The 12,803-nt window shown below is 68.7% G+C and carries 13 protein-coding genes and 1 tRNA gene; 5 read left to right on the top strand and 9 right to left on the bottom strand.

Translation table 11 applies throughout. The features are described 5' to 3' along the window. Positions 1 to 77: 77 nt before the first annotated feature. Positions 78 to 785, top strand: a complete 708-nt coding sequence (locus C470_RS07725) for a phosphoglycerol geranylgeranyltransferase (RefSeq protein WP_004598724.1) — start codon at positions 78 to 80, stop codon at positions 783 to 785. A gap of 507 nt (positions 786 to 1,292) precedes the next feature. On the opposite strand, the gene C470_RS07720 is transcribed toward C470_RS07725, so the two are convergent. Then, positions 1,293 to 1,919: a riboflavin synthase gene (locus tag C470_RS07720; RefSeq protein ID WP_008366445.1), complete on the bottom strand. Its 627-nt coding sequence runs from the start codon at positions 1,917 to 1,919 to the stop codon at positions 1,293 to 1,295. 110 nt (positions 1,920 to 2,029) lie between these two features. Between C470_RS07720 and C470_RS07715 the strand changes: the two genes are divergently transcribed. Continuing rightward, positions 2,030 to 2,344 (top strand): DUF7533 family protein, encoded by a 315-nt coding sequence (locus tag C470_RS07715; protein ID WP_008366442.1) that lies wholly within the window; start codon positions 2,030 to 2,032, stop codon positions 2,342 to 2,344. Between the two features lie 9 nt (positions 2,345 to 2,353). Here the strand turns inward: C470_RS07715 and C470_RS07710 are convergent, their stop codons facing one another. The 5 genes from C470_RS07710 to C470_RS07695 all read right to left on the bottom strand — a co-directional run bounded on the left by C470_RS07710 (position 2,354) and on the right by C470_RS07695 (position 6,812). After that, positions 2,354 to 3,709 carry a M24 family metallopeptidase gene (locus C470_RS07710; RefSeq protein WP_008366440.1) on the bottom strand — a complete coding sequence of 452 codons (1,356 nt, stop codon included), beginning with the start codon at positions 3,707 to 3,709 and terminating at the stop codon, positions 2,354 to 2,356. Next, positions 3,706 to 5,550 (bottom strand): UvrD-helicase domain-containing protein, encoded by a 1,845-nt coding sequence (locus tag C470_RS07705; RefSeq protein ID WP_004599867.1) that lies wholly within the window; start codon positions 5,548 to 5,550, stop codon positions 3,706 to 3,708. Before C470_RS07705 ends, C470_RS07710 begins: the two co-directional genes overlap by 4 nt. 139 nt (positions 5,551 to 5,689) lie before the next feature. Then, on the bottom strand, positions 5,690 to 5,848 hold the full coding sequence (locus C470_RS16080; RefSeq protein ID WP_004598729.1) for a DUF7563 family protein: 159 nt from the start codon (positions 5,846 to 5,848) through the stop codon (positions 5,690 to 5,692). Positions 5,849 to 5,934: 86 nt separating this feature from the next. Then, positions 5,935 to 6,117: an HVO_0416 family zinc finger protein gene (locus C470_RS07700; RefSeq protein WP_017341975.1), complete on the bottom strand. Its 183-nt coding sequence runs from the start codon at positions 6,115 to 6,117 to the stop codon at positions 5,935 to 5,937. 152 nt (positions 6,118 to 6,269) lie between these two features. Further along, positions 6,270 to 6,812: a CDP-2,3-bis-(O-geranylgeranyl)-sn-glycerol synthase gene (locus C470_RS07695; protein WP_004598731.1), complete on the bottom strand. Its 543-nt coding sequence runs from the start codon at positions 6,810 to 6,812 to the stop codon at positions 6,270 to 6,272. 104 nt (positions 6,813 to 6,916) lie between these two features. On the opposite strand from C470_RS07695, the gene C470_RS07690 reads away from it, so the two are divergent. After that, on the top strand, positions 6,917 to 7,756 hold the full coding sequence (locus C470_RS07690) for a proline dehydrogenase family protein (protein ID WP_008366437.1): 840 nt from the start codon (positions 6,917 to 6,919) through the stop codon (positions 7,754 to 7,756). A gap of 85 nt (positions 7,757 to 7,841) precedes the next feature. Beyond that, a complete protein-coding gene (locus tag C470_RS07685; protein WP_007345834.1) occupies positions 7,842 to 8,570 on the top strand; it encodes a DUF502 domain-containing protein in 729 nt (242 codons plus the stop codon). 59 nt (positions 8,571 to 8,629) lie between these two features. Here C470_RS07685 and C470_RS07680 read toward each other — a convergent pair whose 3' ends face one another. From C470_RS07680 to C470_RS07670, 3 genes are all read right to left on the bottom strand, one after another. After that, positions 8,630 to 9,559, bottom strand: coding sequence for a branched-chain amino acid transaminase (locus tag C470_RS07680; RefSeq protein ID WP_004598734.1), 930 nt, complete (start codon positions 9,557 to 9,559; stop codon positions 8,630 to 8,632). A 516-nt stretch (positions 9,560 to 10,075) separates the two neighbouring features. Next, positions 10,076 to 10,825 (bottom strand): 3,4-dihydroxy-2-butanone-4-phosphate synthase, encoded by a 750-nt coding sequence (ribB, locus tag C470_RS07675; protein ID WP_004598735.1) that lies wholly within the window; start codon positions 10,823 to 10,825, stop codon positions 10,076 to 10,078. After that, positions 10,825 to 11,583, bottom strand: coding sequence for a DUF120 domain-containing protein (locus C470_RS07670; protein ID WP_004598736.1), 759 nt, complete (start codon positions 11,581 to 11,583; stop codon positions 10,825 to 10,827). The genes ribB and C470_RS07670 overlap by 1 nt, the downstream gene beginning before the upstream one ends. Positions 11,584 to 11,842: 259 nt before the next feature. On the opposite strand from C470_RS07670, the gene C470_RS07665 reads away from it, so the two are divergent. Then, positions 11,843 to 11,914 (top strand) — tRNA-Ala (locus tag C470_RS07665). Positions 11,915 to 12,803: the final 889 nt, after the last annotated feature.

Here is a 12,803-nt window from a genome sequence, read left to right as displayed (position 1 = left end):
TCCGGAACCGGGCGACGCGCCCGGCCGACGGGACAGGTTCCGCACCTTTTTGTTCTCGCCCGGTGGAGTCTCGCCCGATGACCAACCCGTGGGACGACTGGGACCACGTGCTGAAGGTCGACCCCGACAAGGACCTCCGGCCGGGCGAGACCTTCGAGGACGTCTGCCGGACCGGGACGGACGCGATCGAGATCGGCGGCACCCTCGACGTCACCGCGGAGAAGATGACGCGCGTCGTCGACGCGGCCGCGGAGTACGACGTGCCGCTGTACCAGGAACCGTCGAACCCCGGGGTCGTGATCGACTCCCCGGCGCTCGACGGCTACCTGATCCCCACCGTGTTCAACGCGGGCGGCCCCTTCTGGATCACGGGCGCGCACAAGGAGTGGGTCCGCATCGACGACCTCGACTGGAGCCGGACCCACACCGAGGCGTACATCGTGCTGAACCCCGAGGCGTCGGTCGCTCAGCTGACGGAGGCCGACTGCGACCTCGCCGCGGACGACGTGGGGGCGTACGCGAAGATCGCGGAGCGCATGTTCGGCCAGGAGATCGTCTACGTCGAGTACTCGGGCACCTTCGGCGACACGGAGAAGGTCGCGGCCGCCCACGACGCCTTGGACGACGCGACCCTCTTCTACGGCGGCGGCATCCACGACTACGAGTCGGCCAACGAGATGGCCGCCCACAGCGACGTGATCGTCGTCGGCGACCTGCTCCACGACGAGGGCGTCGACGCCGTCCGCGAGACGGTGAAGGGCGCGAAGGACGCGCACGACGACTGACCACCTTTTTGTCGTCGGGTTCCCCCGCTCACTTCGTTCGCTCCGGGAACCGCTCGTTTCGCTCGCGGATGCTCTCTACGGGGAAGGCAGTGGATCTGCTGGACTGAGCGAGCCACCAATACGGTCGGCGCGTGCCTCCGAGCGCCCATCGGGCGCGAAGAGCACGCGCGAGGGAGTCGGCCGGTCGGAGCGAAGCGGAGACCGGCCGGCGAGACTGGGAGGCGTGAGGTGCGGTTGCCGTGCGGTTGTGGGTGGGACTCAAAGGGGCAGCCGCGAGGACGAAGCACGGCGACGTACGGACCGCAGCGAAGGAGCGGTAGCGACTGAGCGAGGACCGCAACGAGCCGCGCGAGTCCTCACGGCTGGGGCTTTGGAGATCGATTCGGCGCCGACACCAGGTTATAAACAAGCGGCTGGGACGTTGGCAGAGTCCACCGCAGTCTCGTCTCCGGAGCTACACGATCCAACTGCTCGGGAGTTCGGACTACCGTCTTGCCGTATCTCTTCTCAGACGTATCCGTCCAGCATGTTCTCGACGTACTTCGCGATCACGTCGACCTCCAGGTGGACCGGGTCGCCGACCGACTTCTCCGAGAGCGTGGTGAGGTCGTAGGTGGTCGGGATGATCGCGACGTCGAACTCCCCGTCGCGCTTCTCGGCGACCGTCAGCGAGATCCCGTCGAGCGTCACGGAGCCCTTGTCGACGAGGTAGTCGCCGTGGCCCTCGGGGATCTCGAAGGTGAACCGCCAGTCCTCGCCGACGCGCTCGATACCGGTCACCTCCGCGACGGTGTCGACGTGGCCCTGGACGACGTGGCCGTCGAACCGGCCGTCGGCTGGCATCGCGCGCTCGACGTTGACCGCGTCGCCCTCGCGGACCCCACCGAGGTACGTCTTCGCGACCGTCTCGCTCGCGAGGAACACCTCGAACCAGTCGCCGCCGTCGCTGTCGTCGTCGCCCGCGTCGCTCGACTCTCCGTACTCCTCGACGGTCAGGCAGACGCCGCTCACGCTGATCGACTGCCCGTGGTGGAGGTCGTCGAACCCGTCGACGCCGATCCGAAGCCGGAGTCCGTCGTCCGTCTCGGTCCGATCGCGGACCGCGCCGGTGCCCTCGACGATGCCGGTGAACATACCGGAACTGGGGGCGGGCGACGGTTATCGGTTCTGGGTCGACCCGGTCGGAACGCCCGTCCCGTCGCGCGCCGCGTTCCTTTTGCCCCCCGGGGATCAACGGAACCGCAATGCGACTCGGACTGCTGGACATGATCGGGCTGGCGGCCTCGCTCGTCTTCGCGCTGCCGCTCGCGAACTACGCCGTCATCCGGCTGGTCGCCGGCGAGGTCGCGCTCGGCGCCGGGCTGCTGGTCGTCGCCGTCGCGATGGTCGTCCTCCCGCAGTACTTCCTCGACCCGGCTCGGATCGCCCGCAGGCTCCTCTCGGGACTGTTGCCCAGCCAGCTCAGGGGCGGCTCGGCCGACGCCGGTTCGGAGGACGAGACCGAGGCGTCCGAGTCGGCGGACGCCGCGGTCGACGGGAGCGACGCCGGGAGCCGGTAGGTCGGCTCCTCAGCGCGCGTCCGGCCGCTTCTCCGGCACGATACCGAACGGGTACTCCGCCAGTATCTCGTACCCCTCGTCGGTGACGACGATTAGGTCCTCCAGCCTGACGCCGCCGATTTCGGGGTCGTAGACGCCGGGCTCGACGGTCACCACGTGGCCCGGTCGGAGCTCGCCCGCGCCCGACAGCGACGGCCCCTCGTGGAGGCTCACCCCGACGCCGTGGCCGGTGCCGTGGGTGAAGCCGGCCTCACCCTCGCCCGCGTTCGGGTCGAAGCCGTACGCGGCCAGCTCCGCGGCCGCCTCGCCGTGGACCGTCTTCGCCGGGACGCCCGGTTCGATCTCGTCGAGCGCGGCCTCGCGGGCGGCCTCGACCGCGACGTACGCGCGGCGCTCCCAGCCGCCGTCGCCGTCGACGACGAACGTCCGCGTCACGTCGCCGTAGTACCCGTCCGGGCCGCGCGGTGAGATGTCCAGCAGCACCGTCTCGCCGGGCCGGATCGGGTCGTCGCCGACGTAGTGGAGGTCGGCCGCGGAGGGGCCGGCGCCGATAACCGTGTTGCCGGCGTCGCGGACCCCGCGAGCGGCGAGGACCTGATTCACCTCGCGGCGGAGCCGCTCGGTCGTGAGGGGCTCGTCCGCCCAGCGGAGTGGGGGGCGGCGGTCGTCGCCGGAGCGCTCGTCCGCTTCGCGCTCGTCTTCCCCCGCTCCGACGACCGCGCTCTCGGCGAGGACTGCCTCGGCGCGGGCCATCCCGGCGACCGCGGCGCGCTGGACACGTCGGAGCCGGTCGACCTCCGCCGGCGTCTTGCGCGTCCGAGCGTCGGTGACCGCGTCCGTCGACGCCAGGTCGTTGCCCGCTCGTTCGAGGTACACCGCGGCGTCGTGAGGAATTGAAGCGGGCGCGAGGACGGTCGGACCGTCGCCCTCGGCCGCGGCGCTCGCGCCGTCGACGAGGTCGTCCACGACCGCGGCCGCGCGCTCGCCGGCGTGGTCGCCGACGCTCTCGGTCCGGACCTCGCGAGCGACCCCGTCGTGGAATCCAGTGTCGGCGTCCTCCGTCGGATCTGCGGCCGCGTCGCGAGCGGGCGCGACGAACTCCCGCTCCGCCTGCTCGCGGAACAGCGCCGGGGCGCAGAGGACGGCGCGCCCGACGGGCTCGTCGGGAACGACGACCAGCGCGTACGGGCGGTCGGGTCCGGAAAAGCGCGTGAGGTAGCGCAGGTCGTCGTCGAAGCGATCGCCGACGGCGACGAACGCGGCCGCGTCCGCCTCGCGGACCGCCTCGACGATCGGACGGAGGTCGGTCCGGAGGGGGCGGCGGCCCTCCTCGGCGGCTTCCGGCGTCGCGTCGTCTCCGCTCACGGCTCCGGTTCGGGCACGGCCAGCTCCGCTTGGACCTCCTCGACGAGCTCCTGGGCCGGCTCGTCGCGGAGCTCGTTGAACAGGAGGACGCTGATCGGGAGCGTCGGCGCGCCGCTGATGAGGCTCTCCATGATCACGAGCCGCTCGCGGGCGCGGGACATCCCGACGTAGAAGACGCGGCGCTCGTTGTCGGTGAGCACCGGGACGGGGCTCGTCGCCTTCGTGAACTCCTCGACGCCGTCGACGTCGGTCGGGTCGTCGATGGAGGCCGCCATCTGCTCGACCACCTTCTCCGTGAGGTCCGTCGCCACGAACACGTGGTCGGCCTCGCGGCCCTTCGCGGAGTGGATGGTGCCGACGCGGACGCGGGTCGGGTCGGCGCCCTGATACTCCCCCTCGAAGTACGCGCCCATCGACTTGCGCTGGAAGCTCGTCACCTTCCGGACCATGTCGTCCGCGCTGGCGGTGTCCGGCATGAAGGGGATGTACTCGCTCAGCGTGTCGGCCGCGACGTCGATGTCGGCGACGTCGTCGGTGTCGGCCGCCTCCTCGCGGTCGTCGAGGTAGTCGTAGAACTCCTCGCGGTCGTGGGTGCCGAACGCCGACTCCTGGAGCATGTCGGCCAGCCGGCGCGCCTCCAGGCCGGTGACGGGCTCGTCGGCCTCGGCCTTCTCGATGGCGCTCACGTAGTCTTGGACCCGGTCGGTCCACATCCGCCCGTCGGTGAGCATCGTGAACGGGATGCCGTGGTCGATGAACTCGTCGATGAAGTCGAACATCTGGTAGCGCGCCCGGAACAGGCACATAATGTCGCCCTCGTCGTCCTCGACGGTGTAGCGGACGTTCCGGACGAGCTCGATCATCGAGGGCGACTCGATCGCCTCGACGGTGCCGCCCTCCGTGCGCGGGTGGAGGTCCTTCTCCTGGCGCTTGTCGATGTGCCGGATCTCGGCGTTGACGACGTTGAGGATCTCCGAGGGGAGCCGGTAGGAGTTCGGGAGGACCACGTCCTCGTCGACGTCGGTGTCGAGGAGGAGGTCGGGGTCGGCGCCCTGCCACGCGTAGACGACCTGGTCGTCGTCGCCGGCGATGAGCACCTTCTCCATGTGCGGGCGCCACTCCTCGAAGACGTTGTACTGGAGCGTCGTGATGTCCTGGAACTCGTCGATGATCAGGTAGTCGACGCTGGGGACGAGCGAGCGCTGCGCGACGCGTTCGAGCATGTCCGCGAAGCCGACGAGGTCGTTGTCGCCCTTGTACGCCCGCCACGCGCGGATCGTCTCGGGGATGTCGATCCGGTCGTCGTCGGAGGGCCACGTCGGGGTGTACTTGTTCCCCTGCTGGGCGTTGGGGTCCTCCTCGGGCGGGAGGCGGACCTCCTCGACGTTCCACTGGAACGGGACGTCGTACCAGTCGGCAACGTCGCGCTCGGTGCGCTGGAGCCACTGCGAGGTGGCGATGATCTTGTTGCCGATGGTCGTCGAGCGCGCGGTCCGGCGGCCGGCGCCGCCGTGCTGGTCCTCGAACTCGATGCCGTACTCCTCGCAGAACGCCTCCTTGTCGTCGTCGCCGACCACGTCGCCCCGAGAGAGGTCGAGCAGCTCGTACGCCTTCGCGTGCATCGTGCTCACGTTCCCCTGGAGGCTGCGCGGCGAGATGTCGAGCCGCTCGGCGAGCCGCTCGCGGATCTCCGCCGCGGCCGCGCGCGTGTACGAGACGACGAGCACGTCGCGAACCTCGGCGTCCTCGTCTTCGAGGATCTCCTCGACGCGGTCCAGGAGCGCGGTCGTCTTCCCGCTCCCGGGCCCCCCGAACAGCCGAGTCACCGTGGTATCAGTCATTATTATCCCCAGATTCCGGCTCTCCTTAAACGCCGTGGCTCGACGATCGTCGACTCCGGGCACCGGTCCGCGGCGCTTGGACCGCCCGAGTCCCGGTTCGGCCCCCGTCGGCCCGGCGTTTCATCTCTCGGTCGGCTCGTCAGCTGCTCCGCGTCGCGCGCGCTTCGCGGACGTCGGCGCCGTCGCGGACCATGTCCTCGCAGGCCGGACAGACGCGGGGCCGATCGACCTCGTTCGGCGTGAACACCCGAACGTAATCTGTCGTGACGAACGAACCGCAGTTCTGACAGGTCGGCATGGTAGTCCCTATCGAGTAATTCCACATAATACTACCGGGGAGTATGACGGAAAGAAAATTCGCGGAACCCGGCGTCGCCCCGCGCGTCAGTTCGGCCGCCAGTCGCAGACGGAACACCGCGCGGATCCTTCCTCGTGGAGCGCACCGCACTCGGGACATTGGAGCTTGTTATAGGATCGCTCCCAGCGTACGATCTCTGTCTCGTGGCCGTGGTCGGACAGGAACTCGTCGAACACGTCGTCGTCCGAGCTGGGTGCACTACTGGACATGCGTGACATGGTATGCCACACCAGCATATATATCTTTCTGCCGTTCTCGTCGCTGCGAATTACGAGAACGAGTGATCAGTTCCCGAGAGAAAACAGTTCGGTACGGAACTTCTCGACGAGCCGCTCGCCGGAGAGCGAACTCCCGCCTCCGCTTACCACGGCTCGTTTTTGACGCCGAGCGCGTACGCGCCGACGTTCGTGACGACGTGGAGGACGGGCGTCATCACGAGGACGACCGCGAGGACGCGCGGCGTGAACACCGCGAGCGCCCAGTCGGCGTCGACGAGGAAGACGAGCCCCAGCGCACCGACGACGAAGTCGAGCTGGTCGAGCCCGGGGAACGCGGCGCCGCGCTCGCGCCCGGACCGCCGCTTGAGGAACGAGGCGCCGATGTCGCCGCACATCGCGCCGAACGCGAGCGCGAACGCCGCCGGGAGCGCGAACGTCGGCAGCTCGGCGCCCAGCGCGGCGCTCGCGGGGTCGTTGAGGCGGTTGAGCGCGAGCGCGAGCAGCACGCCGACCAGGGTCCCCACCGCGGTGCCGCGCCACGTCTTCCCGTCGCCGAGCAGCCGCGCGCCGCGCCACTCGCGGCCGCCGTCGATGGGGCGCCCCCCGCCGGCCAACACCGCGGCGTTGTTCGGGACGTACGCCGGGAGCATCGCCCAGAACGCGGTCGCGACAAGTGTTCCGATCATGTCTCCACGGGCGACGCGCGGCGTGTTATAAAGCTCGGATCCGGCTCCCGGTCACGGCCGCCGGGTCGGCAAAGGTAAAGTTCGCTCCGTCCGGAAGTCATCGTATGATCCCCCCCATCGCCCGGCGGTTCGTCGCCGGCGAGAGCGTCCCGGCGGCCCTCGACCACGCCCGCGCCGCGAACGAGGGCGGCGTCGCGGTCATCCTGAACCTGCTCGGCGAGCACTACGACGACGCCGCGGACGCCCGCGCGGACACCGACGCCTACCTCGGGCTGCTCGACGACATCGCCGACAGCGGCCTCGACGCCTGCGTCTCGGTGAAGCCCTCCCAGATCGGGATGGACGTCTCGGCGGACCTGTTCGAGGAGCACTACCGCGAGATCGTCGCGCGCGCCGACGAGCTCGACGCGTTCGTCTGGTGCGACATGGAGGACGCAGACACCACCGACGCCACCCTCGACGCCTTCGAGTCGATCGCCGCCGACTACCCGTGGAGCGTCGGCCAGTGTATCCAGTCGAACCTCAAGCGGACCGCCGACGACCTCGACCGTCTCGTCGACGTTCCCGGCAAGATCCGGCTCGTGAAGGGCGCCTACGACGAGCCGTCGTCGATCGCGTACACGGACAAGGCGCGCGTCGACGAGGCGTACCGCGACGACCTCCGATCCCTCTTCGAGCGGCGGGACCGAGGGATCGCGGTCGGCAGCCACGACCCCGAGATGATCTCGCTTTCGGACCGGCTCGCGCGCGAGCACGGCGCCGACTACGAGATCCAGATGCTGATGGGGGTCCGCGAGGACGCCCAGCGCGACCTCGCCGCGCAGGGGGTCGACGTACACCAGTACGCGCCGTACGGCGACAAGTGGCTCTCGTACTTCTACCGTCGCGTTCGCGAGCGCAAGGAGAACCTGACGTTCGCGGCCCGGGCGGTGTTGGGGCAGTAGGCGGGGTACTCTCGACCCCGGTGACCGCGCGCCGTCGGCGCGTAGAAGCCCCTTTAAGGATTGCCGACACATACCAACGCGATAGATGTCCACGTGGAAACGCGACTTCGCCAGCGGCCTCATCGTGCTGGCGCCGCTCCTCGTTTTACTGCTCGTCCTCCGCTGGATCTACCAGTACATCGCGTCGATCCCGCTGATCGAGGGGCTCCAGCCCGAGGTCATCCCGGCGCCGCTGGAGCCCGTCTCTCGGGTGGTGATCGCGTTCGCGGTGTTCGCGACCGTCGTCCTCGCGGTCGGGTACTTCATGCGGACCACGGTCGGCCGCTTGGCGGAGTCGGCGGTGGACGACGCGATAAACCGGATCCCGGCGCTGCGGGTGGTGTACAACGCCTCGAAGCTCGCGATCGAGACGGCGATCTCCGGCACCGACGAACTGCAGAGCCCGGTGTACATCGAGACGTGGCCCGGTATCCGGATGACCGCGTTCCGGACGGGGAAGAAGACCCGCGACGGGAAGATCGTCCTGTTCATGCCGACCGCCCCGAACATCACCACCGGCTTCGTTATCGAGGTCGAGCCGGAGCGGATCGAGGAGACCGGCGAGACCGTCGAAGAGGGGATGACGCGGGTCCTCTCGGCCGGGTTCGCGGAGTCGGCCCACCAGGTCCCCGTCCACGAGGAGAGCCCGGGCGAGGGCGACGGCGCGGACACCGCCGACGGGTTCGGACACGTCCGGACCGACGGGACCCCCGGCGACGGGGAGGGGTCGGCGGCCGAGGGACGAGGGTCGGCGAGTAGCGGTTCGGGGAAGTAGCGGTTCGAGTGACCGACGGTTCGGGAAAAACTAACCCTGCGAAACGCGGATGAGGCGGGTTACAGGTACGTGAACCACTCGTCGTGGTCGTCCGTCCGCCGCTCGACCAGGTCGAAGAAGGCGCTCTGGAGCTCCTCGGTCACCGGCCCGCGGGTGCCCGCGCCGATCTCGGTGTCGTCGACCGAGCGGATCGGGGTGACCTCGGCGGCGGAGCCGGTGAAGAACAGCTCGTCGGCGGTGTACAGCTGGCCGCGCGAGATGACGGCCTCGTCGTGGACCTCGTAGCCGCGCTCCTCGGCGAGGGCGATCACGGTGTCGCGGGTGATCCCCTCGAGGATGGACTGGGCGGGCCCCGTGGTGTAGATCTCGCCGTCGTTGACCATGAAGATGTTCTCGCCCGGCCCCTCCGCGACGTTCCCCTCCTTGTTGAGGACGATGGCCTCGACGTAGCCGTTCCGGCGCGCCTCCTCGCCCGCCAGCATGGAGTTGACGTAGAGGCCGGTGGTCTTCACGTTCGTCGGCACCTGCGAGGAGGCGTGCTTCCGCCACGAGGAGACCATCACGTCGACGCCCTCTTCGAGGGCCTCCTCGCCGAGGTACGCGCCCCACGGCCACGCGGCGAGGACGAGGTCGGTCGGGCAGTCCTTCGGCGAGACGCCCAGCGAGTCGTAGCCGTAGTAGGCGATCGGCCGGACGTACGCGGAGTCGAGGTCCTGCCGGTCGAGGAGTTCGAGGGTGGCCTCGGTGATCTCCTCCCGGGAGTGCTCGATCTCCATGTCGTACATCTTCGCGGAGTCGAACAGCCGGTCGAGGTGCTCCTCCCACCGGAAGATCGCCGGCCCCTGCTCGGTGTCGTAACAGCGGACGCCCTCGAACACGCCGCTCCCGTAGTGGAGCGCGTGGGTCAGAACGTGGGTCGTCGCGTCCTCCCAGTCGAGGAACTCCCCGTTCTTCCAGATCGTGTCGACGTCCATCTCATCGAATCCCATAGTGCGTGGTTGCGGCCGGCGGGCTTAAAACTGTGACAACCGGTCGGGGTTGTCGCGACGGATCGAGTTCTGATCCCTCTGACGAAGCAACGATAACCGCTTACAAAGCTCAGCCGCTCGGCGATACGTGATCGACGATTCCGCGGTGAACACCTCCAAAGCCCCAGCCGGGAGGACTCGCGCGACTCGTTGCGCTCCTCAGTCAGTCGCTACCGCTCCTTCCTTGCGGTGCTTACGTCGTCGNTCCAAAGCCCCAGCCGGGAGGACTCGCGCGACTCGTTGCGCTCCTCAGTCAGTCGCTACCGCTCCTTCCTTGCGGTGCTTACGTCGTCGTGCTTCGTCCTCCAGGCTGCCCCTTTGAGTCCCACCCACAACCGCACGGCAACCGCACCTCTCACCTCCCCAGCCTCGTCGGTCGCCGTCGCTTCGCTCGGCGACCGACTCCCTCGCACGCGCTGGCTCGCGGTCGCCGAGGGCGACCGCTCGCAGGCGCGCGCCGACCGCAGCGGCGGTCGATTATTTCAGCGCCTCGACGAGGGCCGCGCCCTCGACGTACGGGATGTCGCGGCGGGCCGCGTAGGCGGCGGCGTCGGCGGGCGAGAGCGCGTCACCCGTCTCGTCGTCGAGCATCTCGCAGACGACGGCGGCGGGCGCGGCCCCCACGGCCTCGGCCATCGCGAGGCCGAGTTCCGTGTGGCCGGTCCGCCCGGCGAGACCGTCGCGGTCGCCGCGCAGGACGTGGACGTGGCCGGGGGCGCGGAACTCCGCGGCGAAGTCCTCGGGGCCGTAGCCCGTCGGGTCCTCTCGGACGCGGCCGGCGGCGTTCGCCACCTCGACGATGGTCTTCGCGCGGTCCGCGTCCGTGATCCCGGTGAACGTGTCGCGGTGGTTCACGGGGAGCGAGAACGAGGAGCGGTCGTCGTAGTCGGGGTCGTCGTCGACCGCGGGGTGGTCGAGCGCGTCCGCGAGGAACGGCAGGTCGAACGCGTCGCCGACCGCGTCGCTCACGGCCACGCAGATCAGGCCGCCGGCGTCGTTGCGCATGTGCGCGACCGCGGCCTCATCGACTGCGCCCGCGGGGTAGACGATGTCCGTCTCGCCCTCGCGGTCCGCGAAGTCGTGGACGCAGACGGGGTCGCCCGCGCGGAACGCGTCGAGCGCGCGCTCGACGGAATCGCTAGTCTCCGCGGCGTCCGCCTCGGTGGCGTCGGCCTCGCCGGCCGCGCCCGCGTTCGCCTCCGCGTCGGCGTCGACGTCGGCGCGCATCAGGCGGCCTCCGTCTCGACCGCGGTCGCTTCCGGCTCGTCCGCGCGCGTCGTCGGCTCGACGCGGACCTCCACCGCGTCGCCGTCCGCGAGGTCGAGCGCGTCGCGGAGCCGGTCCGGCGCGATCAGCTCGAGCTGGTCGTCGTCGTGGTGGGTGCGGTCGGGGACGATGGCGTGGACCGCCTCGTAGCGCTCGCCGTCCGCGACGAGGGTGACCCCGTAGCAGGTGGCGGCGCCGTAGGTGCGGTCCTCGCCCTCCCACGCGTCGATGGGGACGGCGTCGATGCCGGCCATCTCGCCGCGGCGGCGGACGCTCTCCTCGGTGAGGTCCACGTTCAGCGTGCCCGGGAACGGGTCGTAGCCGAGGCGCTCGCGGAACTGCTCGGCGTACCCCGGCAGCGTGATGTAGTGGCGCCCCTCGCCCATTCCGCCGGTGACCGAGCCGCGGAGCGAGAGCTCGACGTCCGACTCGAACAGGCGGCGGTAGTCGGCGTACTCCGCGCGGAGCGCGGCCTCGCCCGCGTCCGTCACCCGGACCCACTGCCCGTCGCTGACCACGTCGCGCTCGACGTAGCCCGCGGATTCGAGCGTCTGGAGGCGCCGGGAGGCGGTCTGCGTGGAGGCGTCGAGTCGGTCGCCGAGCGCCGCGCACGACACCTTCGTCTCGGAGAGGCCGCCGACGAGCCCGACGTGTTTGAGGGCCGCGAGCGCGGCCGGATCCACGTCGGTGTCCGCGTTCGTCGCCGTCGCGTCTGACATACGATACGGTCGGTCGTCCGCGGGCAAAAGGGTAACGAATATGGAACGCATCTCAAAACCGTTAATCGGTCGGAGGAACCGACCGAAGACCGCTGGAATTGTTGGTTCCCGCGCTGGATATGTAATCCCGTCGGTGCCGGTCGGCTTCGCGCCGTCTCCAATGTTTCCCCGAATCGGTTCGGTTCTCGGATGTGAGCGTCTCCCGCACCGGTCAGCGAAAGGTAAGGTACAAATACGAACGGGGATTGATTCGTGATGAGGGCTCGTAGATCAGTGGCAGATCGCTTCCTTCGCAAGGAAGAGGCCCGGGGTTCAAATCCCCGCGAGTCCATTCAGTTTTCGAAGCCGCCGAATGACTGTATTTAGCCCTTAGAGGGCCTACTACATCAATATACGTATTCAGGAACTACCCGAGAAGACCATTTGACTCCGTCTCGCGGCCCGAATTGCCGCCAACATTTGATTCGGTAATGGGGTCGCGGGTGAGCCGTGGTGGGGTTTTGACGAAGGAAGAAGACTGGGGGGAATACCGAGTTCGACAGTCGGTAGCCCCTGTGTAGTCCTCGCTGCGAGAGAAGCCCGCGAGATTGTAGCCGGGTCAGGAGGTGCGACAACGTATCCGTGGAGGACCGCCGGGACGCTCTCGACCGGATGGGCTGAACGTCGGGGCGGTCGGCGTGGGGGTTCCACGGCGGTATCTTGGGGGAACCTCGCTAGAACTCCCCGGTATCGATCGGCACCCACAACTCCGGAAGCTGGACTGGATACGCGTCTTATTTACGGCCCTGTTGGGCTGTATCAGCCGGTAGAATGTGCTTGCGAATTGACTACCTATCTGGAATTTTGGACGACATGAACGATTGCGCCGGTGGCGGCGGCGGCGATGAAACAACCGAATCCATATATAAATGCGATCGAAAAGAACGGTCCCAAACCCTGTGCCAGTAACTCTGGACTCCCCGCCTCGATCGCGGCACGTACACTGCTACCGAATCCGAAAACTCCTGCGAACACGACGGCAGTAAGTACGCCCGCTTTCGAACTCTCGATTACCGATTCCGCGATATCGGTACTTCTCCTGCCGATGGTCCCGCCTGCCACCGCTCCGCCAAGCGCCCACCCGTCCGGGCCGATGAGTACTCCTGCGATAATACCAACTGCCGAACCGACGACTACACCCGCAATGACGGTTCTACTAAAAAATCGCATACTTCGACATG

Source organism: Halorubrum distributum JCM 13561 (genome assembly GCF_000337395.1).
GTDB classification, from domain to species: domain Archaea; phylum Halobacteriota; class Halobacteria; order Halobacteriales; family Haloferacaceae; genus Halorubrum; species Halorubrum distributum.
This window is presented reverse-complemented; position numbering and strand designations above follow the sequence as displayed.

What these genes read in the sequence shown, in the direction of transcription:
- C470_RS07720 (WP_008366445.1), bottom strand. Translation starts at nt 1,919, where the DNA reads ATGTTCACCGGCATCGTCGAGGGCACCGGCGCGGTCCGCGATCGGACC.
- C470_RS07725 (WP_004598724.1), top strand. Translation starts at nt 78, where the DNA reads ATGACCAACCCGTGGGACGACTGGGACCACGTGCTGAAGGTCGACCCC.
- ribB (WP_004598735.1), bottom strand. Translation starts at nt 10,825, where the DNA reads ATGCGCGCCGACGTCGACGCCGACGCGGAGGCGAACGCGGGCGCGGCC.
- C470_RS07700 (WP_017341975.1), bottom strand. Translation starts at nt 6,117, where the DNA reads ATGTCCAGTAGTGCACCCAGCTCGGACGACGACGTGTTCGACGAGTTC.
- C470_RS07680 (WP_004598734.1), bottom strand. Translation starts at nt 9,559, where the DNA reads ATGGGATTCGATGAGATGGACGTCGACACGATCTGGAAGAACGGGGAG.
- C470_RS07695 (WP_004598731.1), bottom strand. Translation starts at nt 6,812, where the DNA reads ATGATCGGAACACTTGTCGCGACCGCGTTCTGGGCGATGCTCCCGGCG.
- C470_RS07715 (WP_008366442.1), top strand. Translation starts at nt 2,030, where the DNA reads ATGCGACTCGGACTGCTGGACATGATCGGGCTGGCGGCCTCGCTCGTC.
- C470_RS16080 (WP_004598729.1), bottom strand. Translation starts at nt 5,848, where the DNA reads ATGCCGACCTGTCAGAACTGCGGTTCGTTCGTCACGACAGATTACGTT.
- C470_RS07670 (WP_004598736.1), bottom strand. Translation starts at nt 11,583, where the DNA reads ATGTCAGACGCGACGGCGACGAACGCGGACACCGACGTGGATCCGGCC.
- C470_RS07690 (WP_008366437.1), top strand. Translation starts at nt 6,917, where the DNA reads ATGATCCCCCCCATCGCCCGGCGGTTCGTCGCCGGCGAGAGCGTCCCG.
- C470_RS07705 (WP_004599867.1), bottom strand. Translation starts at nt 5,550, where the DNA reads ATGACTGATACCACGGTGACTCGGCTGTTCGGGGGGCCCGGGAGCGGG.
- C470_RS07685 (WP_007345834.1), top strand. Translation starts at nt 7,842, where the DNA reads ATGTCCACGTGGAAACGCGACTTCGCCAGCGGCCTCATCGTGCTGGCG.